The organism is Phytoactinopolyspora limicola (assembly GCF_011320225.1).
Taxonomy (GTDB): domain Bacteria; phylum Actinomycetota; class Actinomycetes; order Jiangellales; family Jiangellaceae; genus Phytoactinopolyspora; species Phytoactinopolyspora limicola.
Map to the genome: position 1 here is coordinate 439286 of NZ_JAAOEN010000003.1, position 25098 is coordinate 464383.

Genomic DNA, 25098 nt, shown 5'->3' on the forward strand with positions numbered 1-25098 from the left:
GAACTCAGTAGCTGGTTGGTCCCCGGTAGATCCAGGACGAGTGTTTGTCGGGTTTGAACGTACGCCGGTCGAGAGTGACCCGTATCTGGCCCCGCGCACGCACCCCGGCCGACGGCATCGCCCCCTCCTTGGTGCCTGCCAGTCTCGCTGAACCGAGGCTGAAAGTGACCGAATGTTATCGGAAACAACACATCCAGAAATAGACCCCAAGCCGAACCGTGCGGATTCCGGATATCTCCCGTCGGCAGTGGTAATGTCCGGACGTGCAGGAGAGGATCACCTTCTTTGATCAGGTCTACGGCATCGGGTTGCGCATCGCGGCTGGTAGTGGCCGCAGTTGGATGGACCAGCCCGGCGGTGACCCACAACATGCACATTGCCAGATTGATCTGCCCGGTGACACGCTTCTTCCGTCGACGGACCTTAAGCAACGCTTGACGTCAGGTGTCTTCTTTCTCGCCTGGGATGACGTGCTGCGCTTCGCTGACGAGCTAACCGACCTCGCCGTCGCGCCCAGCGCGGAGACGGCCAGCCTGGGTGACCGTAGTACTCGGCTGAGCGTCCGGATCCGACCCGACGGACGGTTGCGCGCAGAGGCCGTCATCGCTCAGGGCCATCACGTCGCCATAACAGTGCGTTGCCAGACGTTGTGGGATTGGCACTTCGGTGTCCGGGAGGACTTGCCGGCCCTCGCGGCCCGGTTGCGCTCGGCGGTTTCCAAGACCCGCCCGCCGAACCGCCAAATGTAGTTTAATGCTGGCCGCTGAGCTGGCCCGTGGTGCGCGCGTGCAGCGCGGCACTGTGGGGGTTGAGCCCGATGATCTCGGCATCGACACCACGTGCGGCGTACTTGGCGACGACGGTGTCCAAGGTGGCGACGGCTGAGGTGTCCCACACATGGGCGTCGGTCAGGTCGATGATCACCCGGGGCGTCGGCTCGGCGTAGTCGAAGCTGTGGACCAGTTCGTTGGTGGAGGCGAAGAACAGTTCGCCGGTGATCGCGTAGATCCGGATGCCGCCGTCCGGGTCCAGGACGCTGGAGACGTCGACCAGATGCGCGACGCGCCGGGCGAAGAAGATCGCGGCCAGCAGCACACCGGCGATGACACCGTACGCGAGGTTGTGGGTGGCCACGACGATCACCACGGTGGTCACCATCACCGCCGTCTCGGTGAGCGGCGTCCGTTTCAGCACACTGGGCCGGATGCTGGACCAGTCGAACGTCGAGATCGACACCATCACCATAACCGCGACGAGTGCCCCCATGGGGATGGCCGCGACGAGGTCACCCAGCACCAAGATCAACACGATGAGGGTGGCACCGGAGGTGAACGTGGACAGCCGGGTACGTCCACCCGACTTCATGTTGATCACCGTCTGGCCGATCATCGCGCAGCCAGCCATACCACCGAAGAATCCGGTGGCGACGTTGGCGATGCCCTGTCCACGAGCTTCGCGGTCCTTGTTCGACGTCGTGTCCGTGTAGTCGTCGACGATCTGCGCGGTCAGGAGGGATTCCAGCAGCCCGACGAAGGTCAAGGTCACCGCGAACGGCAAGACGATCATCAGCGTCTCGAGGGTCAGCGGGACCATCGGCACCCCGATCACCGGCAACGCGTTGGGCAACTCCCCCATGTCACCCACGGTCGGCACGTTGATCCCGAACGAGACGGTCGCGACGCCGAGCACCACGATCGCCACCAGCGGCGAGGGAACCGCCTTGGTGAGCCGCGGCAACAGGTAGATGATCGCTAGCCCGGCCGCCACCAGGACATACACCGGCCAGGACTCCCCGACCACGTGGGGCACCTGGGCCAGGAAGATCAGGATCGCGAGTGCGTTCACGAACCCGACCAACACGGTTCTGGGCACGAACCGCATCAACCGGCCAACACCCAGCATGCCCAACAGCACCTGGAGCACTCCCGCCACGATCGTGGCGGCGAACAGATACTCGACGCCGTGCTCACGCACCAACGGCACCATGACCAACGCCATCGCTCCGGTCGCCGCGGAGATCATGCCCGGACGGCCACCAGCGATGGAGATGATGATCGCGATGGAGAAGGAGGCGTAGAGGCCAACCTTCGGATCTACCCCCGCGATGATCGAGAAGGCGACGGCCTCCGGGATCAGGGCCAGGGCGACGACGATCCCGGCCAGGATGTCCGCCTTCGGGTTGGACAGCCAGGCCTGCCGGAATCGAGTCCAGAGGCTGGAGCCGCGGGTCTTGAGGTTGGTGGTGCGGGGTTGTGCGGACAGGGCAGGGTCAGGCGTTGTCGGCAACGTCATCCTCGTGTGTGACACCCGGGTGCGCGAAGCTCCGCCACCCCGGGCGGCGGACATGTCTCAAGCTCACACAGCGACGTCGACGGCGCTGGAGCAAGGTGGTACGGCCAGCACAGTGGTGCCGGGTCTTTCTCAGGCATATGGCGCGGAGAGCTTCACGCGCTATTGCATCTTACGGGGATGACGGTCCGATGACCGACCAGTAGCGCCTTCGCGAACGAACTTGTCCCTGTGCCCTTGATCACGTCACACGTCGTTTACCCCGGGGTGCTCAGCGCCCTGTACCGTCGGCGCGCCCAATAACCGATGACGAGCAAGGCCGCGACGAAGGCGACGAATGAGGCGCCGAGGCCGGTGGTGACGAAGAGGTACACACATGCACCCACAGTGGCCGCGGACAGAATGAGGCCGTCGAACTGCCAAGCGAACATGGCCAGTGCCGACGCATCTCCGAATGGCGTAGGCACCGGCATCAACAGCGACACCGGCATCGGCCCTTTGCCAGCGGCGTACGCGGTCGAGATCAGGATGATGACAACCGACTCGAGGGCGAGCGCCGCGCCCGGCAGCGACAACCGATCACTCATTCCAGTGCCCGCCGCCACCATGGCCGAGAGCACCACACAGACGGACAGGGGCGCCATCGAATGCAGGGCTAGCCGGTGCCCAACGGTATAGCGGACGAGCCGGGGCCGCGGAGCGCTGTCGGCGGCAAGCCGGAAACCGTCACCGAAAACCGTCATACCCGAATAACCCAGGACAACGGCCAGTACGACGAGTGCCGGCTGAATACTCGAAGGCACCGAATCAACCTGGGCTAATACGAGTACGCACCCGCCGACGCTCGTCACACCCCGGAGAAGTCTGGCCGGGTTCCGCGACATTGCGAGGACGTCACGCCACAGCCATCGTGCGCCTTTCGGTAGGTGACGTGGGGTGCGCCAGTTCCGGCCCACGGCGGGTGGCGCCCGGAAGACCGCCGTAGCACCCGCGAGATCACCGGTGAGCGCCCACGATCCGGCCGTCGACAACGTCTGCGCCTGTTCGCGCAGATCGCGGTAGCGAATGGTGTCAAGCAACCTCGGAACGGCCACGACGCCGGCCGCCGCCACGGCCGCGAGCAGGACGAAAGCCAGCGCGCCCGGCCCGTCGTCGCCCGGCCAGCCCGCCGCAACCCAATGCCACGCAATGACCGGCCGGACGGGTTCGACCAGCAGGTAGACGAGGTAGACCGCGCCGCCCACCACGACGATAGCCGCGTGCTTGCGCCTGCTGACAACCTGACCCGCCAGCCAGGTCACCGAGGTGATGACGCCGACGAGGATGCTCACCGACGTGAACGCGACGACGGACCGGACCGCAACGGCGTCTTCGAGCCACAGAATCACCAGCGGAAGTGCACCCAACACACCCACGAACACCGTCAGCAGCCCCGCCGCGACGAGGAACGGCCGGCCCAGGGTGCCGCGACGGGAGCGTGGGCCTTGCACCACCACGTCGACCGCGAACGAGTCCAGCATCGCTGGCCCTCTGACCTGGCCGAACCCGAACGCCAGCAGGAGAAGTGCCCCACTCACCGCGCCGACGATGACGGTCATCGAGTCCGACTGCATCACTGCCAAGGCGCCTGGATCGCGCAAGGCGGTGACGGCGGCCAAGCCCAGAGGTCCGATGACCACAACGAGCACGAGTACGGACATGTACGCCGCGTTGGCGATCTTCGACCACGTCAACCGCGTCGTCATCCCTCGAGATGGATCTGGTAGCCGGCGAAATGAGCGCGCAAGCGTGCGTTATGAGTTGCCATGATCACGGTCCGACCGTCCGCCAGGAGCCGGTCGATGACCTCGGCCACCAGGTCCACGCGCTCATCATCAAGCCGCTGTTCCGGCTCATCCAGGATCAGAACATCGAACGGGCGAGACAACACCAGCGCGAGCGCAAACAACTGCGCCTGCCCCGTCGACAACTCGTGCGGATACCTCGTCGCCAAGTGATCGATCCCCAACCCGGCAAGAGCGTCATCAGCGATGGGCTCGTCCGGAGCGAAGAACCCCGCCCAGGTGTCCGATACGAACTCGACGTGCTCGGCAACCGTCAAGTTCCGCGCGAAGGCCGGCGCACCGATCGACGCGGCCAGGCAGCGACGGAACTCCCGATTCCGGTCATCAGGTGTCATGCCGCGCACGAGACAGGTGCCTGACGACGGTGTTACCAGGCCCGCCAGCACGGAGAGCAGAGTTGTCTTCCCCGCCCCGTTCTGACCGGTCAGGCTCAGGCACTGTCCTCGGACAACACTGAATGAGGTCGGCCTCAGCCGTACGACGTCGCCCTCCCCTACGGAGACGGACCGGACGTCGATCATCGGATCGGGGTCCCCACCCCAGCAACACCATCCATCGACCGCACGATACCTGCCGGCTCCTAGACTGTGCCGCAATGGATTCGCAACATGATCACGGTGTAGGTGTCGTCGCTGAGTCGGGTGTTCGCCGCCCTTCCGGCGCCCCGCCGACGGCCTGGTCGCGTGGCTGGCGCCCGGCACGCCTATCATGCGCGCCGCACTGCCGGACGGACGAGAACTCCGCCACGCTCCGCTCCATGAACGGCACCAACACCCTCGAGCGTCCGAACGCGACGTCTGGCGTGGCAACGGAACGCTGAAGATCGCGCCCACTGGGCGGCCGTGGTCGGTCTGGCTCTTCTGGGACGACCACTGGCATCACCTCTGCTGGTACGTGAATCTCGAAGATGTCCACGTCCGGGACGACGCCGGAATCGTGACGCGTGATCACGAGCTCGACGTCGTCATCCGCGCCGACGGATCGACCAAGATCAAAGACGAAGACGAGCTGGACGCCGCCGTCGCGGCAGGGCGCTTCACCGCAGCCGACGCCGCATCCTTCCATCACCACGCGCGGGACATCCTCGGAATAGCGCGGGCTCGCGGAGCACCCTTCGACGACGATTGGCCACTATGGCGACCAGATCCGGGCTGGCCACTCCCCCAATTGCCGGTGTCAGCCTGGCAGAATCGCCAGAGTGCAAATCAAGATGCTCGGACCGTTCGAGGTGCGCACCGACGGTAGCGAGGCGGCAGACGTACCGGGTGCGCGGCTGCGCGCACTCATGATCGCTCTGGCGCTTACGCCCGGGCGGATAGTTCCGAAAGCTACGCTGGTCGATTGGGTTTGGGGAGAGAATCCACCCGCCGATGCGGCCAATGCCCTGCAACGCTTGGTGTCCCGACTGCGCAAGGCCCTACCCGACGGCGCGATCGAGGGACGGACGGGTGGCTACCGGCTAGTGGTGGAGCCGGCGTCCGTCGACGCGCTGCGGTTTGAACATCTCCTTGCCCAGGCGCGCCAACAGGAGGGTTCCACACGACTCGAGTTGCTCCGCGAAGCCGTCGGGTTGTGGCGAGGCGCCGCCATGCAGGACGTCGGCCTACAGGACAGCGACGCCTTCGACGCCGCCACGGCACGGCTGGAAGAGCTCCGCATCGTCGCCATGGAGGATCGTTTCGACGCCGAAGTCCAACTGGGCCACGGTGCGGACCTGGTCACCGAACTGACCGACCTGGTCGCGGCGCATCCGCTAAGGGAACGGCTGGTCGCGGCGCTGATGCGAGCCCTGGTGGCCGCGGGGCGGGACTCCGATGCCCTCATGGCCTACGAACGCACCCGGGAGACTCTGGCGGACACGTTGGGCGTCGACCCCTCACCGGAGTTGTCGGCGCTGCACGTCGCACTGCTGCGGGGCGAGGTCGACCGACGGGAGGAGAACCACCCGACCAACGTGCGGGCTGAGCTCACGAGTTTCGTCGGTCGCGACGCTGACCTCGCCGCGGTCCGCGAACTCGTCGTGAAGCACCGGCTGACCACGCTGATCGGACCGGGTGGTTCAGGGAAGACGAGGCTTGCCACGGAGACGGCACGAGCCATGCTCGGCGACCTGCCGGACGGGACCTGGCTGGTCGAGTTCGCCCCCATCCGCGCCGACGGTGACGTGGCACAGACCGCCCTGGCTGGGCTCGGGCTCCGCGACGCTCTCCTCGGCGCGGACCCGAGTACGGGCCCGGCGGATAGATTGATCGCGGCGCTCCGTGACCGCGAGATGCTGCTGATCCTGGACAACTGTGAACACGTGATCGAGTCGGTGGCGACGCTGGCCGAACGTGTCCTTCGCGAGTGCCGCCGGATGCGGATCATGGCGACGAGCAGAGAGCCGCTCGGTATCACCGGCGAGGCATTGTGGCAGGTTGAACCCCTGACGGTGCCCACCGGCGCTAGCCGTGCCGAGGCCGCCTCCTCACCAGCGGTGACGTTGCTGAGGGACCGGGCCAGCGCGGTACGCAAGGACCTCGGCACCGATGAGCACACCCAGGCAATGATGGTGCGCATCTGTCGGGCGCTCGACGGGATGCCGCTGGCGATCGAGCTCGCGGCGGCCCGCCTGCGCACCATGACCATCGAGCAGCTCGCCAACCGGCTCGACGACCGGTTCCGATTGCTGACCAGCGGGAGCCGCACGGCGTTGCCGAGGCACAAGACGCTTCGTGCCGTGGTCGACTGGAGCTGGGAACTGCTTACCGACGCCGAACGGACCGTGCTGCGCCGGTTGTCGGTGTTCTCCGGTGGCGTGGGCCTGGAGGCGGCCGAGCAGGTCTGCGCCGGCGATGTGGTCCACGAGGGCGAGATCTTGGAGCTGCTCACGTCGCTGGCCGAGAAGTCGCTGCTCGTGGCGGTAGGTGGCGCCGCCCCTCGCTACCGGATGCTCACCACGATCAAGGAGTACGCCGCGGACCGGCTAGCCGAAGCCGGCGAAGCCGATCAGGCCCGGAAGGCTCACCTCACCTACTTCACCACACTCGCCGAAACCGCCGAACCACACTTACGCCGCGCCGAGCAGCTGACCTGGCTCGCCACGCTGGCCGCCGATCACGACAACATCAGCGCCGCTCTGCGCGGGGCGATCGCGGCCGGTGACGCGCCTATGGCGATGCGGCTTGCCGCCGCCACCGGCTGGTACTGGTGGCTCGGTGGCCGCCGGACCGAAGGCCTTGACCTGCTGATCGCCGCCGCCGACCTCCCCGGTGACGTACCCGACGAGGTTCGGGCCCTCACGTATGGCTTCGTCGTGCTCTTCGTCACCTCCGGACAGGGCGATGAACACGTCGGCGCGGAATGGATCCGTAAGGCATACCAGTTCGGCCAGCGCTCCAGCGGCGGCAACCCTCTGCTCGAGTTCGCGGTTCCGCTGCAACGCATGCTGGACGCGCCGGATGAAGTGTTGCCCGCGATCGAGTCGTTGTTGGACAGTGTTGATCCATGGGTGCGCGCCATGGCGCGGTGGCAGCTCGCCAAGATGCGCTCCTTGCTCGGCCAGGGCGGCCAGGACGTAGAAGCGCAACTGGAGCTGGCGCTCGCGGAGTTCCGGACGCTCGGCGAACGATTCGGGATCTACTTGGCGCTGTCCGAACTGGCCCGCCAGCATGCGATGCGGGGCGAGCTCACCAGCGCTTGTGAGTACTACGACCAAGCGGTTGCGGTCCTCACCGATCTCGGCGCCGTCGAGGATGTCATCGAGGTGCGGACCCTGCAGGCACCGTTGTACTGGCTGAACGGAGATCAGGAGGCTAGCGCCGCCGCCATTGCCGACGCCGAACGGAAGGCCGAGGGGATCACCTGGCCATATGCGCTGGTCGACCTCGCGCTCGCCAACGCGGCGCTGGCGCGCTGGCGGGGCGAGACGGAGGAAGCGCGGCAGTATCTCGGAACCGCGACGACCCTCTTGGGTGATGCCGCCGACCGGCCTATTGTCCGGGCGCAAATCCACCACATCCTGGGCTACCTCTCCGACGATATCCGGGAAGCCCGCACCCACCGGGTGGTTGCCTGGCAAGCGGCCTCGGAGCTGGAAGCCCCACCGGTAGTGGCGCAGGCTCTCGTCGGCGTGGCGGACCTCGCCCTCCGCCTCGAGCAGTACGAACAAGCAGCACAACTACTCGCCGCCAGCGATCACCTGCGCGGCCTACCGGACCGCTCCGATCCGGATGCGGCCAGGATCGAGCACACAGCACTGCGTCACCTCGGCGAACAACGGTTCGCCGAGGTGACGCAGCAGGGTGCACAGGCTAGTCCGGTTGATCTGGTCGAGGACACCTTCGCTTCGTAGGGTCAACTCTTGGCACGCTGGACGGTGACGTCACCGTGCCGGGTACGGGCGTGAACCGAAACTTTGGCATCGGTAGGGCCTGGTTCTCCGGGCGATGCGACGAAGTTGTGCACCGCTCCTCGTTCGCTGTTGACGTCGATGGACGCGGCGGCGCCTTCGGCGATGCCAACCTCGATGTCACCCGAGCCGTTCGTGAGGTTCGCCCGGCCGTTGCTCATTCGGCCGATCCGAATGGCACCGCTGCTCGTCGTAGCGGTGATACTGCCGTCGACCCGGTCGATGTCGAAGTCGCAACTGCTGCTCCTGAGGCCGACGTCGGCCGCGGCACGGCCAATCCAGGCCCGGCCGCCCGAATTCAGTAGTGCGACTGTCCCCTCAACTTCGGCGATCCGCATCGTGAATGCCGCGCCGTCGATATCGGTGCGCCCCGCGATGTGGCCGATCTCGACATCCCCCGAGGCGATGCTCGCTTTCAGGGTGTCGGTGCTGTCCAGCTGGACCTGACCCGAAGCCATGTGCAGTTCGCAGTCACCCAGCGTGCCGCCGGAACGGACAACGGAGTGCGCGAGGTAGACGGCGAGGCGAGATCCGGTGGGCAGATCGACGCTGATGGCGACCGAACCCTTCTTGTCCCCCGCGGTCTTCATCTTGACCGACAACTGACCGTCGATGAGCTCGACCTTGGTGTTCTCGGCGACCTTCACGTCTTTCCGCCTCGACGGGTCGAGGGGCCGGACGTCGACGACGGTGTCGGTGCGATCGCTGGCGGTGACCTGCACCTGGGCTCCGGCGACCTCTACGGTGGCGGCGATGGGTTTTGGTGTAGTGAATGTTGGCATCACAAACTCCTTCTAAGCGCGCTTCTTGAATGTCGATCCGGCCCACAGGAACCCGACGAGAGCGATCCCGAGGCACCAGGCAATGGCGGTGATCACGTCGCTGCTCTCCGCAGCGCCTTCCAGGAGTCCGCGGATCGCCTCGATCATCGCGGTGAAGGGCTGATATTCGGCGAACTGCCGCAGACCCGGCCCCATCGTCTCCGCCGGCACGATCGCGCTGCTGAAGAAGGGCAACATCACCAGCGGCACAGCGGCGATCCCGGCCGTCTCAGGGGATTTCGACGCCAGTCCCATGGCGACGGTGAACCATCCGGCCGCGAACCCGAGTAGGAGAACGATGCCCACCACACCTAGCCATTCGGCGAAGCTCGCCGACGGCCGGAATCCCAGCAGAAAGGCCACTCCGATGAGCGCGGCGATGGCGATCAGATTGGTCAGCAGACTGGCGACGACGTGGCCAGTGAGCACTGAAGCCCGGGTGACGTCCATGACCTTGAAGCGGTTGATGATGCCCTTCGTGAAGTCCGAGCTCACCGAGATCGCCGTCGAGCTCAGCCCGTAACACACCGCCAGGAGCATCAGGCCCGGCGTGGCGTAGTCGATGTAGTCGACACCGACGTCGAACGCGTCGCCGAACATGTACACGAACATCAGGAGGATGACGATCGGCATCAGGACCGCGTTGAAGACGGTGGTCGGGTTTCGGGTGATGTGTTTGACGTTGCGTCCCAGCATCACCATCGATTGGGGTTTGCTGCTCATTTCCCGGCCTCCGTCGTGTCGGTCGTGGTGGTGTGGCCCGTCAGGGCGAGGAAAACGTCGTCGAGGTCCGGCGTGTGCACGGAGAACTCGTCGGCGCTGAGTGCGTATTCGTCGAGCCGGTCCAGCAGCGCCCGCACCGACCTGGTGCCGCCATCGCTGGGTACCCGCAGAGTTAGGGCTTCGTCGTCCCGCGTAGCGTCGGCGAACAGAGGTGCCGCGGTGTCGAGTTCGGTGACGGTGGCAAACCGGAATCGGACGTGAGTACCCGGGATCTCCCGCTTCAGCTGGTCCGGAGTGCCATCCGCGACCAAGTGCCCCTGGTCGAGGACCGCGACCCGGTCAGCCAGCTGATCGGCTTCCTCGAGGTACTGGGTGGTCAGGAAGATGGTCGCGCCGTCGGCCACCAACTCCCGGATGATCGACCACATCGTGCGCCGGCTGCGTGGGTCCAGGCCCGTCGTCGGTTCGTCGAGGAAGATGATCCGAGGGTTTCCGACGAGCGTCATCGCCAGGTCGAGCTTGCGGCGCATGCCGCCCGAGTAGGTGGACGCCGGCTTCTTCGCGGCCTCCGTCAGCTCGAACCGTTCCAGCAGGTCGGCGATGATCTTGGCGCCGTCGCGGGATGAGATGCGACGGTTCAGGTCGACCATCAGCTGCAGGTTCTCCTGCCCGGTGAGCAACTCGTCGACCGCCGCGAACTGGCCGGTGACCCCGATGGCCGCACGCACCGCTTTGGCCTCGGACTCGACGTCGTGTCCGGCGACCCGGACCGTCCCGCCGTCGGCCTTGATCAACGTGCTGAGCACGTTCACCGTTGTCGTCTTACCCGCACCGTTGGGGCCGAGCAGGGAGAAGATCGTGCCCGCACTGACATCGAAGTCGATGCCGTCGAGGACGACCTTGTCTCCGAAGGCCTTTCGTAGCCCCGAAACCGCTATCGCTGTGTTCGTCATGGCACCAACCGTGCCGGGCCGTCCTGTCACGGACCTGACACGAACCCGTCACGCCTACTGACACCGCCGAACTGGCCACACCCAGCACCATGTAGTAAATGTTTAATCGTCCTGATTATCTCGCGGATATCTTGATGAAGCATGTCGACCTGTGTACAGTTGCTTGATGTAAATCTTGAATAGTCATGGAGGTCTTATGAGTGCACGTGTATCGGTGGCAGGGGTCGGCATGGTGCCGTTCGCCACGCCGAGTAAGAGCGATACGTACGACGTGCTGGCCGAGGGTGCGGTGGCCGCCGCCTTGGCCGACGCGGACGTCGATCTCGCTCAGGTCCAGCAGGCCTACGCGGGTTATGTGTACGGCGACTCAACCAGCGGGCAGAACGCGCTGTACCGGGTCGGCATGACCGGCATACCGGTGATCAACGTCAACAACAACTGCTCCACCGGCTCGTCCGCGCTGTTCCTCGCCCGGCAGGCGGTGGCCTCCGGCGCCGCGGACTGCGTGCTGGCGTTCGGGTTCGAGCAGATGCAGCGCGGCGCGTTGAAGTCGCACTGGGACGACCGGCCCAACGCGTTCGGCCGCTTCGACGACGTGCTGGAGAAGGCGCTGGGTGCGGACCTCGATGTGCCGATGGCGGCCCGCTACTTCGGCGGTGCCGGTGCCGCCTACGCACGGAGGTACGGCACCAAGCCGGAAACGTTCGCTGCCATCTCGGTGAAGGCTCGCACCCACGCCGCCAACAATCCGTACGCGGTCTTCCGCGACCCGGTGACCATCGAGGAAGTACTGGCCTCGCCACCCATCTACGGCCCCCTGACCCGGTTGCAGTGCTGCCCACCGACGTGTGGTGCGGCGGCCGCGGTGATCGTCAGCGACGAGTTCGCCCGAAAACACGGTCTGCGGCGCGACGTGGCGATCAGGGCGCAGGCCATGACCACCGACACCGCGTCGTCCTTCGACGGAGACCTGATGCGACTCGTCGGCTACGACATGTCGAAAGCCGCCGCCCACCAGGTGTACGAAGCCGCGGGTGTCTCCCCTGAGGACATCCGCGTGGCCGAGTTGCACGACTGCTTCACCGCCAACGAGCTGATCACCTACGAGGCACTCGGCCTCACCGGCGAGGGCACGGCGGAGAAGTTCATCGCCGACGGCGACAACACCTACGGCGGCCGCGTCGTCACCAACCCATCTGGGGGTCTGCTGTCCAAGGGCCACCCACTCGGCGCCACCGGACTAGCCCAGTGTGCCGAGCTGGTCTGGCAACTGCGCGGACAGGCCGAGGCCCGGCAGGTCGACAACGTACACCTGGCCCTGCAGCACAACATCGGCCTCGGCGGCGCCGCCGTGGTGACCCTGTACGAGAAGGTGAGCTGAGCATGGCAGTAGATCCCGCGATCATCGGCACAGAGCTTCCCTCGACGACGATGACCGTCGACGAGGGACGGTTGCGGTTCTTCAGCACGGTGATCGGCCACGAGATAAGCGCCGACCTCGCCGTGCCACCCACGTTCTTGTTCTCCATCGAGCTGGAGAATCCCAACCCGTTCGCGTGGCTCGCCAACGCCGGCGTCGACATGCGGTTCGTCCTACACGGAGAGCAGTCCTTCACCTATCACTCGCTCGCCCACGCGGGTGACGTACTGACCGCGAAGCCTCGCATCGCCGACACCTACAGCAAAGGCGGCGGTGCACTCGAGTTCATCGTCAAGGAGACCGCGGTGTCGCGCGCCGACGGTTCATCCGTGGCGGACCTGAGCACCGTCATCATCGTGAGGAGCCCAGCGCAATGACCACCACCGTCGCGATCGAGGCCGGCACCGAACTGCCGCCGTTGCGGATCAAGCCGATCTCGCGTACCACACTCGCCCTGTTCGCCGCGGCGTCCGGCGACCACAACCCCGTACACATCGACCTCGACGTGGCCCGCTCAGCGGGGCTGGACGACGTGTTCGCGCACGGCATGCTCTCCATGGCCTACCTCGGCCGGCTGCTCACCGACTGGGTGTCACAGGAACGGATCCGTTCCTACCGGGTGCGGTTCGTGTCGATCACACCGGTGCACGGCGAACCCACCTGCACCGGTCGCGTCGTGTCGGTCGAAGACGGGCTGGCCACGCTGGAGCTCGCCGTCACCCTCGCCGACGGCACGGTCACCCTCACCGGCGATGCCACCGTCGCCATCAACTGACATCGTCTGAAAGGCAACAACACCATGGGAAAACTGGACGGCAAGGTCGCCATCGTCACCGGTTCCGGCCGCGGCATCGGCGCCGAGATCGCACTCAAACTGGCCGCTGATGGAGCCTCCGTCGTGGTCAACGACCTCGACGACGGACCCGCCAAGGCAACCGCCGCGGCGATCGAGGCCGCTGGCGGAAGGGCCGTGATCTGTGCGGGCAGCGTCACCGACGACGGTTTCGCCGACCGGTTCGTGCAGACCGCCGTCGACTCCTTCGGCGGCCTGGACATCATCGTCAACAATGCCGGTTTTACCTGGGATTCGGTCATCCAGAAGTTGACCGACGAGCAGTGGGACACCATTCTCGACGTACACCTCACAGCGCCGTTCAAGATCTTGCGCGCCGCCCAACCAGTGATCGCCGCCGCCGCCAAACAGGCCAGGGAAGCCGGTGAACCGATTCCCTGCCGCAAGGTCGTCAACATCTCCTCGGTGGCCGGGCTCGGCGGCAATGCCGGCCAAGCCAACTATGCCGCCGCCAAGGCCGGCGTCACCGGCCTCACCAAGGCACTGGCCAAAGAGTGGGGCCGCTACAACGTCACCGTCAATACCGTCGCCTTCGGCCTGATCAAGACCCGGCTCACCGAGGCGAGCGCCGACGGAGACTCAACCATCGAGGTCGCGGGCAAGGAGATCAAGGTGGGCGTCAACCCGGCTCTGGTCGCCACCATGGAGCAGATGATCCCGCTCGGCCGTGCCGGCACCCCCACGGACGCGGCCGGGGCGGTCTACCTGTTCTGTATCCCCGAATCCGACTACGTCAGCGCCCAGACCCTGGTCTGCGGTGGCGGCTTCATGTTCTAAGACCATCATGAAACGGACCCTATTCGAGCCGGAGCACGAGGCCTTCCGGGACAGCGCGCGCACCTTCATCACCAGAGAAGTCGCGCCGCACTACCCAGAATGGGACACGGCTGGCATCGTGCCGCGCAACCTGTTCGTCAAGGCCGGTGAGCTCGGGCTGTTCGCCGCCGTGCCGGAGCGGCACGGCGGTGCCGGTGTGGTGGACTTCCGCTACAACACCGTGTTCGCCGAAGAGGCCGCGGCCGCCGCCGTGACACCCGCGACCCTCGGCCTGTCCCTTCAGTCCGACATCTGCCTGCCCTACTTCCTGGAGCTGGCCAATGCCGAACAGCAGGCCCGCTGGCTGCCTGGCATCGCCGCCGGGGAGCTGATCACCGCCGTGGCGATGACCGAACCGGGCACCGGCTCAGACCTATCGGGCATCAGCACCCGCGCGGTCCGCGACGGCGAATGTTACGTGGTCAACGGCGCGAAGACCTTCATCACCAACGGCATCAACGCCGATCTGGTGATCACCGCCGTGCGCACCGGCGACCACCCGCACCGCGGCCTGTCGCTCATTGTCGTGGAACGTGACACACCAGGCTTCGAGCGCGGCCGCAATCTGGCCAAGGTCGGCCTGCATGCCCAGGACACCGCCGAGCTGGCGTTCACCGACGCCCGGGTTCCGGTGGCCAACCTGCTCGGTGGTGAGGGCGACGGATTCGCCGGCCTGACCCGCAATCTCGCGCAGGAACGGGTGTCCTGCGCGGTGTCCGCGGTCGCCCAGTCCGTCGCGGCGCTCGGCTGGACGATCGACTACGTACGGGAACGCTCCGCCTTCGGCCAACCCATTGGAGCGCTGCAGAACACCCGCTTCCGGCTCGCCGAACTCGCCACCGAGATCGACATCGCCCAGCACTATGTCGACCGCTGCGTGGCGGACGTCGTCGCTGGTGAGCTGAATCCGGTGACCGCGGCGAAGGCAAAGTGGTGGACCACCGAGTTGCAGGGCCGGGTGATGGACACCTGTGTTCAGTTGCACGGCGGCTACGGCTACATGCTGGAGTACCCGATAGCCCGCGCCTGGCAGGACTCGCGGATTTCCCGCATCTACGCGGGCACCACGGAAGTCATGAAAGAGATCATCGGCCGGTCGCTCGACCTGGACTGACGGATATTCATCAACGACGGGAGCTTCCCATGTCTCATAGAACGCCGCGTCGCGGTTCGTGGATCGCAGCCGGGACGGTTGTCTGTGTGGCCTTGGTCAGTTGTGCCGGAGACGCCGGCGATGACGACGTCGGCGAAGCGCCGCTCGGTAAGGAGTTAAGTTCCGAGGACGCCGGTGAGCAGTGCGACGCACTGGTCGGCTACGTCGCCGACAGCGTCACCGTGGAATCGACCACGTTGGTCGCCGAGGCCGATGGGGTTGGTGAACACTGTCTGGTCGAAGCCGTGATCCGTACCCCCGGAGACGACACCGTCGATGGGAACGACGTGGGCTTTCACGTCGGGCTCCCGTCGACCTGGACGGGCGACTTCTTCTTCCAAGGCGTCGGCGGCTTCGCGGGCGAGGTAGGCAGTCTGGATGCGGGTCTGGTGCGCGGGCACGCCGCGGCGTCGACCGACACGGGGCACCGGGCAAGCTCGGTCGACGGCAGCTGGGCGTTGCACAACTATCCGGCGCAGCTCGATTGGGCCCACCGTGGCACACATGTCGCGACGCTGGCCTCGAAGGCGATCGTTGAGGAGTACTACGCGTCGACGCCGCGCTACTCCTACTTCGAGGGATGCTCGAACGGTGGTCGGCAAGGTCTGATGGCCGCTCAGCGTTATCCCGACGACTTCGATGGCATCGTGGTGCACGCTCCGGGTATTTCGCTCGTCGCGATGGTGGCGTCGTGGGTATGGCAGATCCAGGCGCAGCTGCGAACCGAAGGTGCATGGTTGCCTCCTGAGGACATCGCCGCGCTGGACGCGGCCACCCTGGAGGCCGCGTACGCCGCCGATGCCGCGGTGGCCGACCTGGTGGTGGCACCTGACCGCATCGACGGGGGTGTCGCGGCGACGTTGGTCGAGGCCGACATTCTGACCGCGGAGCAAGCGGCGGCGGTGACGGCGATCCACGGTGGCTGGCCGGACCGCAGCGATCTGGTGCCCGGTCACCCGATCGGCCACGAATCGACCTGGCCGGCCTACCTCACCGGCATGGTCGCGCCGGTGCCAGGTGACAATGGACTCACCTTCCCGGCCGCCGAGGGCATCCCCGTCGGTTGGATCCTGGCCAGCGAGATCCTGCGCTACTTCGTCTTCGACGATCCCGAGTACGACCTCGCGTCGTTCGATCTGGACACCGACCTCAGCCACCTGAGCGAACTCGCATCCTTACTCGACGCCGACGATCCGGATCTCTCCGAGTTTCAGGATCGTGGCGGCCGCCTGCTGATGACTCACGGCCTAGCCGATCCCGCCATCAACGCACAGCACACCATCGGATACTACGAGCAGGTCCACGAGACGATGGGTTCCGACATCGCCGACCTGGCGCGCCTTTATCTCGTGCCCGGAATGGACCATTGCCGCGGTGGCGCTGGGCTCACCCACTTCGACGCGCTCGACGCGATGGAGAAGTGGGTACACGACGGCACCGCACCCGATGAGCTCCGCGCGACGGACGAAACCGCGGAACGCCAGGCTCCGCTGTGCCCATACCCTGCCCAGATCGTGGCGAAAGAGAACGGCGACGATCTGTGGAGCTGCGAGTAAAGAAGTCCGGCGCGGTTACCGGCTCGCCACGACTGAGGACGTGTCGGGCCGGGAATCGCCCAGGCTGATCGCCGCGTGAAGGATGGCCTGGCCGACGGCGACCGTGTCGGAGACGAGGTGGGTGCGCGTTCGCAGATGTTTGGTGCGGGCGACATTGTTGACCATGGTGAAGATGGCTTGTACACACATCTGTGATTCTGGTTCGGACAGCGCCGGATTCGCCTCGCCCAGCAACCGTAGCCATTCACCGACGTAGCTGTGTTCGAGCGCCACGATCTGCCCTTTGTCCTCCTCCGGCAGGTGGGCGACCTCGGTCAGGAGGGTGCCGACCAGTTCCGGGTGGGCGATCATCAGCTCGACGTAGCTGCGCAGGGCCATCTCGAGCGCCTCGCGAGGACTGGACGCGTGTGCGAGGGCATGGCTCAGTCCGAGTTGCAGGCCGGCTGCTCCTCGGGATAATGCCGTGATGAGCAGATCGGCCTTGGAGGTGAAGTGGTTGTACACGCTGGCGCTGACGATGCCGGCGGCGGCACCGATGTCGTCCATGCTGACGTCGTGGTAGCCGCGCTCGTTGAACAGCCGGATCGCCGCGCCGAGCAGCACTTCGCGCCGCGATACCGGGGTGATACCGCGGTTGTTGGTGTACGGCACGGACTGGGTCTGGCCGGTGTGGATATCGCTGTCCCACACCGCCCGGCTGAGCGTGACCAGGACGGCGACGGTGTGGTCGGACGGCAGGTCGAGGGCGTAGAAGGACGGGCTGAGCAGGACGCCGGTGGTGGACCAGGTGAGAAAGTCGATGTCAGCGGGTGAGATGTCGGCTCGGGTCTGCCGGAGCAGCTCCCCGATCCGGACCGCGAGAGTCCGCACATGCTCACGCAGGGCGAGTCGCTGCTCCTCCGGCAGATGACGGCTTTCTCGTTGCCACAACACACCCAGCTCGCGGTGCTCGACGGTCAGCTCGGCCAGGTCGGACAGCAGTAGCTCGGGTTGGTCGCCCGCTTGGCGGTTGGCCAGGCTGTTGTCGAGCACTTCCAGCGAGTGGTCGATGACGTGGCTCAGCAACTCCTGCTTGTTGCGGAAGTGGCGATAGAGCGCACCGGGAGTCACACCGACGTCCTGTGCGATGTCGGCCATGCTGACCCGGTGGTAGCCGTAGCGGTGAAACCGCCGAGCCGCCGCGGCCAGGATCAGCGCCCTGCGGTTGCGGGGACGGGTGCGGGCCGTGCTACGTCGCGCCGATGGTGTGTGCATCGTGTGCCTTCCCACCCCTTTCGCGCTGACGATGCCATTACTCTAGACGCCGCGCGATGCCTCAGGTCGTAAAGGCGGGCTACTCCAGGGCGAACTCGTACGACGTGGCGGCCTCGGAGGTGACGGCGCTGTCCAGAACGGCCAGTCCGAACGGTTTCTCCGGGTCGACGACGAACATGGTGCTCTCCAGCGGTGGCACCCGCGAGTCGGGGGCGCCGTACTGGTAGTCGCCCGTCAGGCCATCGAAGCTCACGACACCGAGGCCATGTGCAGCTTCCAGAACCCCCACGTGGGACAGGTCCCCGAGTTCTACGGCCGCTTCCAACGCCGCTGTTAAGGCCTGCGCCATGAGGTAGCCGTAGATGAAGTAACTGTCGGGTTGCTGCTCTGGTGCATACTCCTCGACGTGGGCGATCAGCTCGCGCATACCCGCGACGGTGTCGTCTCCCCATTCGGTGCCCTCAGAGACGACGATGACGTGCTCTTGGAGGTACTCACCGATCGGCGATTCGGCCATGGCACCCATGTAGGTCGGAGCTACGCCGTACCACTGCGGTGTGTATCCGGCCTGCGCGGCTGCGCCCCACACTCGGGCGGCGTCGCTGGGTGTCGTGGCGAGCACCACCATGTCGCAGCCCGCACGGCGCAGCGCCCCGATCTGGCCCGAGTAGTTCTCGGTGCCGGAGCTGAAGCGCTGTTTGCTGGCGATGTCGATGCCGAGTTCGGCGGCGGCGTGCTCGGCACCGTCTTCGGCCGCGTCGCCGACGACGTCATCCTGTCCCATCGTGCAGATGGCGGCATCGTCGCCGCCGCCGTGGGTGAAGTAGTGCTCGATGGCGTTGATGACCTGTATCTGATACGGGGCGCCAACCGGGAGCAGGTTGTCTTCGGTGACCCAGAGCCCGTCGAGTGAACCTGGTACGGCAAGTACGCCGTCGCTGTCCAACTGCGGGAGCACCGCCTGGGTCGAGGGGGTGCCGAGCAGCTGGACGATCGCCACCACGTCCCCCTTGATCTTGTTGTACTGCCGCACCGCGACGTCGGCGCTGTACTGCGTGTCTTCCAGCACGAGCTCGACCGGGTATCTCCCGGCGATGCCGCCGGCGGAGTTGACGTGGTCGAACCAGACCTGGTGGCCGGTGGTCATCGGTTCGCCGATGACCGCGACCGGACCAGAGAAGGCGCCGAGCACCCCGACCCTGATCGATTCACCGTCGAAGCCGGTGGTCGTGGCGGGTTCGCCGGCGTTCCGGTCGGCGTCGTCAGAAGTTCCGCCCGCACCGCCGCAGGCCGCGGTGGCCAGGGCGACGGTGACGGTGGCGGCGAGTGTGGTTGTTGCGCTTCGGATCTTTCGGGTGCTCATGGTGGGCGTCTCCTTCGCGATCAGTAGGTGAATGGCCAGGAGGTGAAGTAGGCCTTGATCCGTAGCCACATCGCGGCGATGCCTCGGGGCTCGAACACGATGAACAGCACGATCAATAGGCCGAACAGAATGGCGTTGAGGGTGTAGGCGGTGATGATGCCGTCGCTCCCCGCGCCGGAGCGCACGCCGGGGATCGTGGTGCTGTATCGATCGATCAGCGCTGGCAGGCCGCCGACGAAGAGAGCGCCGAGCACGGATCCGAAGATGGTGCCGAGACCTCCGACGATGATGATCACGATGTACTGCACGGAGAGGAGAAGAGTCCACTCGTCGGGGCTGACGAACTGCTGATAGGAGCCGAACAGGGCCCCGGCGACGGCAGCCATCGCGCTAGAGACGACGAACACGCCAATCTTGTGGCGACCGACCCGGACACCGATGACCTCCGCGGCCTGGTCGTGGTCTCGGATGGCCTGCAGCGCACGTCCTGGGCGGGTCCGGACGAGATTCTTCGCCAGCAGCGCGACCACCGCCACCAAGGCCCACACCAGCCAGAAATAGCCCTGATTACGCGAGTACGTCTCACCGGCGATGGTGAGCTGACTAAAGTCGACCGGGCCCACGGCCGCCGCCGCGTTCACCGGGGTTCCGCTGTTGCCGCCGGTGAGACCGGTGTAGTTGCGCCAGACGTGCTCACCGATGAAAACCAGGCCCAGCGTGACAACCGCCAGGTAGAACCCGCGAATGCGCAACGTGAAGGGGCCGATGAGTCCCCCGAGTACCCCACCGGCGACGGCGGCGGCGAGCAGCCACCAGGGCATACTCAGCCCGAGGTCACCGCCAACGCGGGCCGCGCAGTAGGCGCCCGCGGCGATGAAGAAGGCATGCCCGAGGGAAATCTGCCCGGCGTAGCCGGTGAGCAGGTTCAGTCCGATCGCACCGATGGCGGTGATACCCGCATAGATGAGCACCGAGAGCCAGAAGTCCTGCTGAACCACGATCGGCAGGGCGAGGAACACCGTCACCAAGACGGCTAGGCCGAAGCGTGACCACGGGGTGCGCCACAGCTTGAGGTCGTCGGCGTATCCGCGAACGAGTCGATGGTGTGGGCGTTGGGCGCCTTTAAGCATCAGATCCGCCTCACTTCTTTGGTTCCGAGCAGCCCATAGGGGCGGATCAACAAGATCGCGATCATCAGCAGGTACGGCACGATCGTGGACACGTTGTCGCCGGCCCAGGAGAACAGCTGGTCCTGATAGCCGCGGGTCAACGCCTCGGCCAGCCCGATCAGGAGCCCAGCGAGCACGGCACCGGCCGGGGAGTCCATCCCGCCGACGATCATGGCGGGGAACGCGACCAGCGCGATCAGGCCGATCTCGGGCGACAGCCCGCCGGGACCCGCCGCCACCGTGACCCCGGCGAGCGCGCCGAGCGCCGACGCGATCGCCCACGACATCGCGTAGACCCGGCGAGCGCTGATGCCCTGCGCCAACGCGGCCTCCGGATCGAACGCCGTCACTCGCATCGCCAGGCCCAGCGTGCTGAACCGGAAGAACACGAACAGGGCGAGTACGGCCGCGGCGGTGAGGGCGATCGTCCACAGATCACGTACGCCGAGCACGATGTCGCCGACCGCAACCGTCTGTACGTTCCACGGGTTGGTCGGGTAGCGGTGGTCGAAGCCCCAGACCACGGTGACCAGCGATTCCAGCACGAAGAGCAGACCGATCGTGACCATGACGACGGCGAAGGGCGGCTGGCCCACCATACGCCGCAGCACGGTTCGCTCGAATCCGATACCGAGCACGGCGACGGACAAACAGGCCAGCGCGGCTGCCACCGCGAAGGCGATGCCGATGTGGTTGGTGTAGGTGTAGGCCAGGTAGGCACCGATGGCCAGCACGCCGCCCTGCGCGAAGTTGAGTACACCGGTGGCTTTGTAGATGATGACGAACCCGAGGGCGATCAAGGCGTAGGTGGAGCCGAGGGCCACACCGGCGAACGCGTTCTGGATGAGATCGGTCATGGGTACATCGCCTCGATCTGGCTCGCGAAGGCGCGGCTGATGGCGGCACGTTTGACTTTCTGCGTCGCGGTGAGCTCGCCACTTTCGTGATCGAGTTCTTTCGGCATGACGCTGAAGCGTTTGATCTGCTCAACCTGGGCGAGCTGGCGGTTCGCCTGATCGACCACGGTGGCGACGAGTTCGTGGACCTGCGGCTTGGCCGCCAGATCCTCGTACGTCGTGTACGGCAGGTCCCGGCGGGTGGCCCAGTCGCCGACGGTGTCCCGCTCGATGCCGATCAGGGCCGTCAGGTATTTGCGCTGGTCGCCGATGACCACCGCTTCTCGCACGTAGGGCGACGACTTGAGCAGGTTCTCGATCTCCGAGGGAGAGATGTTCTTCCCGCCCGCGGTGATGATGACGTCCTTCTTGCGGTCGGTGATCCGGACGAACCCGTCGGTGTCGACCTCGCCGATGTCGCCGGTGTGCAGCCAGCCGTCGCCGTCGACCGCCTCGGCCGTGGCGACCGGGTCGCCAAGATATCCCTGGAACACACCTCCCGAACGGGTCAGGATCTCACCGTCGGGTGCGATGCGGATCTCGACGCCGTCCAGTGGTCTGCCCACGAAACCTAGGCGTACGTCGTCGGTGGGGGTCATGGTGCACACCGCGGTGTTCTCCGTCTGCCCGTACCCTTCGCGGACCACAACCCCAAGAGCCCACACGAACTCCAGCACCTGAGGTGAGATGGGCGCTGCCCCACTCATCGCGGTCCGCATCCGCAGCAGGCCAAGCCGCTCCCGCAGCGCACGAAAGACGAGGACGTCACACAACCACGCCAGGGCGCGCTCGCGCATCGTGATGGTGCCGTTCATCCGACCCGCAGCGATTCTTTTGCCCCAGCGCATACCGGCGGAGAACAGCCATCGCTTCAGGGTGCTCGCATCGGCCATCCGGACCTCGACGGTGGCCAGCATGCGCTCCCACACTCGTGGGACGCCGAGGAAAACCGTCGGTTGGACCTCGCGCATGTCATGGACGAAGGACGCCCCGCCCTCGCCGAAGTTGACCCGGCAGCCCGCCCACAGCGGAGTCATGAGCGACAGCAGCCGTTCGGCCACATGGCACAACGGGAGATAGCTGAGCAGGTCGTCGTCTTCGGTGACACCCAGCGCGTCACGGAAGAGCACTCCCGCGACGGCCAGATTGTGATGCGACAACATCGCCGCCTTCGGCGGCCCGGTGGTGCCCGAGGTGTACACGAGAGTCGCCGTATCCGAAGGTGAGAGCTCTGCCACCAGGTCGGCGAAGTTCTGGCTCGCCGCGCCGCCGGCGCCCAACTCCTCCAACTCGGCGAAGGTCAGCAGATCGGTGATCCGATCCCGGCGGACCCCCCTGGGCTCCATGACCACCAGGTGTCGCAGATCGGGCAGCCGGTCGCGCACCAACAGCGCCTTGTCCAGCTGTTCCTCATCCTCGGCGATGAGCACGGAGCAACCGGAATGGCCGAGCAGGTATTCCACCTCGGCGGCCGGTGAGGTCGGATAGATGCCCACGCTGTGCGCCCCGAGGCCCTGGATCGCGAGGTCGGCGATCAGCCACTCCGGCCGGTTCTCGGCATGGATGGCTACCCCGGTCCCCTTGCCGACTCCCAGGTGGGAAAGTCCGGCGGCCACGTGCGCCACGCGGGTGGCGTATTGCTCCCAGGTCCACTCCCGCCAGTACCCACGATGTTTCTCCCGCAGCGCCGCCAGGTTCGGCCGCTCGCGGGCGTACTCGAGTAGCCGAGCAGGCAACGTCGCGAACGTCGGGGTGGTCGGCGTGTTCATGCCGCCCCTCCCAGATACGCCTCGATCACCCGAGGATCCGATTGCACCTGTTCCGGTGTGCCGCAGGCGATCACGACGCCGAAGTCGAGCACCAGGACCCGGTCGGCGAGGTCCATAACCAGGTCCATGTCGTGTTCCACCACGATCATCGCCACCCGGGTTTCCCTTCGGACTTCGACCAGGTAGCGAGCCATGTCCTCGGTTTCCTCCATGTTCATGCCGGCGACGGGCTCGTCAAGCAGCAAGAGTGCCGGCTCCATCGCCAGCGCCCGCCCCAGTTCGGCCCGCTTGGCCACGCCATAGGGCAACAACCCGGCCGGTGTTCGCCGATAGGGCTCCAGGTCCAGCAGTTCGATGACGTCTTCGACGGCGGCTCGGTGCGCGATCTCCTCGCGTTTGGCCCGGCCCCACCACGCCATACCCGCCCCGAATCCGGTGCGCATCAGGCGATGCCGGCCCAGCATCAGGTTGTCGACCACGCTGAGATGCTCGAACAGGCCGAGGTTCTGAAACGTCCTGGCCACCCCTCGCTCCGCGACTGCCGCTGGTGAACGGCCGGTCAGGGGTGCGCCGCCCAGCAGGATCGATCCGAGTTGCGGCCGGCACACCCCGTTGAGGCAGTTGAACAACGACGTCTTGCCGGCACCGTTCGGACCGATCACGGCGAACAGTTCGCCACGATCGACGCCGAAACTCACCCCGTTCAGCGCGGTGATACCACCGAAGGTCAGGGTCACGTCACGAACCTCGAGCAACGGTTCGTAGGTGTTGTCGGATGTCATGCGCTCCACCGCTTCTTCCGTCGGTAGGTCTTGACGTCGGCAAGCGAGCGCCGGGTAGTGGCACCGAGATAGAACTCGCGGATGTCCGCGTCGGCCAACAGGTCGGCCGCCGGCCCATCGAGCGCGATCTTGCCGGTCTCCATCACGTAGCCGAACGTCGCGATCGACAGCGCCATGGCGGCGTTCTGCTCGACCAGCAACACGCTCGTACCCTGCCGGTTGATCTCCACGATCACCTCGCGCACTTGAGCGACCATCTGGGGAGCCAGGCCGAGCGACGGTTCGTCGAGCAGCAGGATCGTCGGATCGGCCATCAACGCCCGGCCGATGGCCAGCATCTGTTGCTCACCGCCGGAGAGGTATCCGGCGACAGAGCGCCGATACCGGGCTAGTGCTGGGAACAGCCCCAGCACGCGGTCATAGGACTCGCGGACCTCGGACCTCGAACGCCGGGTGTACGCTCCGGCCCGCAGATTCTCTTCCACGGTCACCTCGGCGAAGACCCGCCGGCCCTCCATCACCTGCGCGATGCCGCGCCGCACCATCTCGGCGGGATCTGCGCGGGTCACGTCCACCCCGTCGAAATGGACCACTCCCTTGGTGATCACGCCGCGATGTGGCCGCAGCAGACCACTCACGGCGCGCAGCAGGGTGGTTTTACCTGCACCGTTCGCCCCCAACAACGCCACGATCGCGCCCGAGGGAACGGTGAGACTCAGGCCGTGCAGCACCGCCACGACGTCGTCGTAGACGACCTCAAGGTTGCGGACCGACAGCAGGTCCGTGTCATCCGCGGTCATGAGCACCTCCTTGTGCCACCGACTGGTGATGCAACTCCGTCGCGTCTCACTACCGAACTCGTCGTACCGCGAGCCGGGCGAACCGAACTTCCTGAACCAGGCAGCGGAGCCGAATGTGAACATCGATTCATGCATGTCCCGACTTATGATCGCTTCAACCTGTGTCGATCGCCCTAAGTAAATCACTAGTAGTGTGAGTGCGCAAGCATCCACCAACTCGCCATCAGGCCGGACGAATCCTCGTATC

22 protein-coding genes are annotated in these 25098 nt (G+C 66.0%); 9 read left to right on the forward strand and 13 right to left on the reverse strand.

The genetic code is table 11. The features are described 5' to 3' along the window. Window positions 1-263: 263 nt before the first annotated feature. Entirely contained in the window at window positions 264-749 is a 486-nt protein-coding gene (locus G8760_RS10910) for a hypothetical protein (protein ID WP_166350762.1), read from the forward strand. 1 nt (window position 750) lies between these two features. Here the strand turns inward: G8760_RS10910 and G8760_RS10915 are convergent, their stop codons facing one another. From G8760_RS10915 to G8760_RS10925, 3 genes are all read right to left on the reverse strand, one after another. After that, a complete protein-coding gene (locus G8760_RS10915; protein WP_166350764.1) occupies window positions 751-2292 on the reverse strand; it encodes a SulP family inorganic anion transporter in 1542 nt (513 codons plus the stop codon). A gap of 254 nt (window positions 2293-2546) precedes the next feature. Further along, on the reverse strand, window positions 2547-4034 hold the full coding sequence (locus G8760_RS10920) for a hypothetical protein (RefSeq protein WP_166350766.1): 1488 nt from the start codon (window positions 4032-4034) through the stop codon (window positions 2547-2549). Next, window positions 4031-4843 carry an ABC transporter ATP-binding protein gene (locus G8760_RS10925; RefSeq protein WP_343074385.1) on the reverse strand — a complete coding sequence of 271 codons (813 nt, stop codon included), beginning with the start codon at window positions 4841-4843 and terminating at the stop codon, window positions 4031-4033. Before G8760_RS10925 ends, G8760_RS10920 begins: the two co-directional genes overlap by 4 nt. Between G8760_RS10925 and G8760_RS10930 the strand changes: the two genes are divergently transcribed. Both G8760_RS10930 and G8760_RS10935 read left to right on the forward strand, forming a co-directional pair. Next, on the forward strand, window positions 4842-5378 hold the full coding sequence (locus tag G8760_RS10930; protein ID WP_166350770.1) for a ribonuclease FAU-1 family protein: 537 nt from the start codon (window positions 4842-4844) through the stop codon (window positions 5376-5378). The genes G8760_RS10925 and G8760_RS10930 overlap by 2 nt on opposite strands. Next, complete coding sequence (locus tag G8760_RS10935; RefSeq protein ID WP_166350772.1) at window positions 5332-8466, forward strand: ATP-binding protein; 3135 nt, start codon at window positions 5332-5334, stop codon at window positions 8464-8466. The genes G8760_RS10930 and G8760_RS10935 overlap by 47 nt, the downstream gene beginning before the upstream one ends. Before the next feature lie 2 nt (window positions 8467-8468). Here G8760_RS10935 and G8760_RS10940 read toward each other — a convergent pair whose 3' ends face one another. Genes G8760_RS10940 through G8760_RS10950 form a run of 3 tightly spaced genes read right to left on the reverse strand, consistent with a single transcriptional unit; the run spans window position 8469 to window position 11020 of the window. After that, window positions 8469-9305 (reverse strand): DUF4097 family beta strand repeat-containing protein, encoded by an 837-nt coding sequence (locus G8760_RS10940; protein WP_166350774.1) that lies wholly within the window; start codon window positions 9303-9305, stop codon window positions 8469-8471. Between the two features lie 12 nt (window positions 9306-9317). Next, window positions 9318-10067, reverse strand: a complete 750-nt coding sequence (locus G8760_RS10945) for an ABC transporter permease (protein WP_166350776.1) — start codon at window positions 10065-10067, stop codon at window positions 9318-9320. Beyond that, window positions 10064-11020 (reverse strand): ATP-binding cassette domain-containing protein, encoded by a 957-nt coding sequence (locus G8760_RS10950; protein WP_166350778.1) that lies wholly within the window; start codon window positions 11018-11020, stop codon window positions 10064-10066. The genes G8760_RS10945 and G8760_RS10950 overlap by 4 nt, the downstream gene beginning before the upstream one ends. A gap of 196 nt (window positions 11021-11216) precedes the next feature. Between G8760_RS10950 and G8760_RS10955 the strand changes: the two genes are divergently transcribed. From G8760_RS10955 to G8760_RS10980, 6 genes are read left to right on the forward strand one after another with little or no spacing between them, the layout of a single operon-like run. Then, window positions 11217-12401, forward strand: coding sequence for a lipid-transfer protein (locus G8760_RS10955; RefSeq protein ID WP_166350780.1), 1185 nt, complete (start codon window positions 11217-11219; stop codon window positions 12399-12401). Window positions 12402-12403: 2 nt separating this feature from the next. Continuing rightward, entirely contained in the window at window positions 12404-12817 is a 414-nt protein-coding gene (locus tag G8760_RS10960; RefSeq protein WP_166350782.1) for an FAS1-like dehydratase domain-containing protein, read from the forward strand. Then, on the forward strand, window positions 12814-13215 hold the full coding sequence (locus tag G8760_RS10965; RefSeq protein ID WP_207782232.1) for a MaoC/PaaZ C-terminal domain-containing protein: 402 nt from the start codon (window positions 12814-12816) through the stop codon (window positions 13213-13215). The genes G8760_RS10960 and G8760_RS10965 overlap by 4 nt, the downstream gene beginning before the upstream one ends. A 24-nt stretch (window positions 13216-13239) precedes the next feature. Next, window positions 13240-14070 carry an SDR family NAD(P)-dependent oxidoreductase gene (locus G8760_RS10970; RefSeq protein ID WP_166350784.1) on the forward strand — a complete coding sequence of 277 codons (831 nt, stop codon included), beginning with the start codon at window positions 13240-13242 and terminating at the stop codon, window positions 14068-14070. Window positions 14071-14077: 7 nt separating this feature from the next. Further along, window positions 14078-15223 carry an acyl-CoA dehydrogenase family protein gene (locus G8760_RS10975; RefSeq protein WP_166350786.1) on the forward strand — a complete coding sequence of 382 codons (1146 nt, stop codon included), beginning with the start codon at window positions 14078-14080 and terminating at the stop codon, window positions 15221-15223. A 29-nt stretch (window positions 15224-15252) separates the two neighbouring features. Beyond that, on the forward strand, window positions 15253-16818 hold the full coding sequence (locus G8760_RS10980; RefSeq protein WP_166350788.1) for a tannase/feruloyl esterase family alpha/beta hydrolase: 1566 nt from the start codon (window positions 15253-15255) through the stop codon (window positions 16816-16818). 15 nt (window positions 16819-16833) lie between these two features. Here G8760_RS10980 and G8760_RS10985 read toward each other — a convergent pair whose 3' ends face one another. From G8760_RS10985 to G8760_RS11015, 7 genes are all read right to left on the reverse strand, one after another. Next, window positions 16834-18072: a TetR/AcrR family transcriptional regulator gene (locus G8760_RS10985; RefSeq protein ID WP_166350790.1), complete on the reverse strand. Its 1239-nt coding sequence runs from the start codon at window positions 18070-18072 to the stop codon at window positions 16834-16836. Between the two features lie 79 nt (window positions 18073-18151). Next, complete coding sequence (locus G8760_RS10990; RefSeq protein ID WP_166350792.1) at window positions 18152-19435, reverse strand: ABC transporter substrate-binding protein; 1284 nt, start codon at window positions 19433-19435, stop codon at window positions 18152-18154. Window positions 19436-19455: 20 nt separating this feature from the next. After that, entirely contained in the window at window positions 19456-20565 is a 1110-nt protein-coding gene (locus G8760_RS10995; RefSeq protein ID WP_166350794.1) for a branched-chain amino acid ABC transporter permease, read from the reverse strand. Continuing rightward, complete coding sequence (locus tag G8760_RS11000; RefSeq protein ID WP_166350796.1) at window positions 20565-21461, reverse strand: branched-chain amino acid ABC transporter permease; 897 nt, start codon at window positions 21459-21461, stop codon at window positions 20565-20567. The genes G8760_RS10995 and G8760_RS11000 overlap by 1 nt, the downstream gene beginning before the upstream one ends. Beyond that, complete coding sequence (locus tag G8760_RS11005; protein WP_166350798.1) at window positions 21458-23269, reverse strand: AMP-dependent synthetase/ligase; 1812 nt, start codon at window positions 23267-23269, stop codon at window positions 21458-21460. The genes G8760_RS11000 and G8760_RS11005 overlap by 4 nt, the downstream gene beginning before the upstream one ends. Next, on the reverse strand, window positions 23266-24051 hold the full coding sequence (locus G8760_RS11010) for an ABC transporter ATP-binding protein (protein ID WP_166350800.1): 786 nt from the start codon (window positions 24049-24051) through the stop codon (window positions 23266-23268). Before G8760_RS11010 ends, G8760_RS11005 begins: the two co-directional genes overlap by 4 nt. Continuing rightward, window positions 24048-24830 (reverse strand): ATP-binding cassette domain-containing protein, encoded by a 783-nt coding sequence (locus tag G8760_RS11015; protein WP_166351159.1) that lies wholly within the window; start codon window positions 24828-24830, stop codon window positions 24048-24050. The genes G8760_RS11010 and G8760_RS11015 overlap by 4 nt, the downstream gene beginning before the upstream one ends. Window positions 24831-25098: the final 268 nt, after the last annotated feature.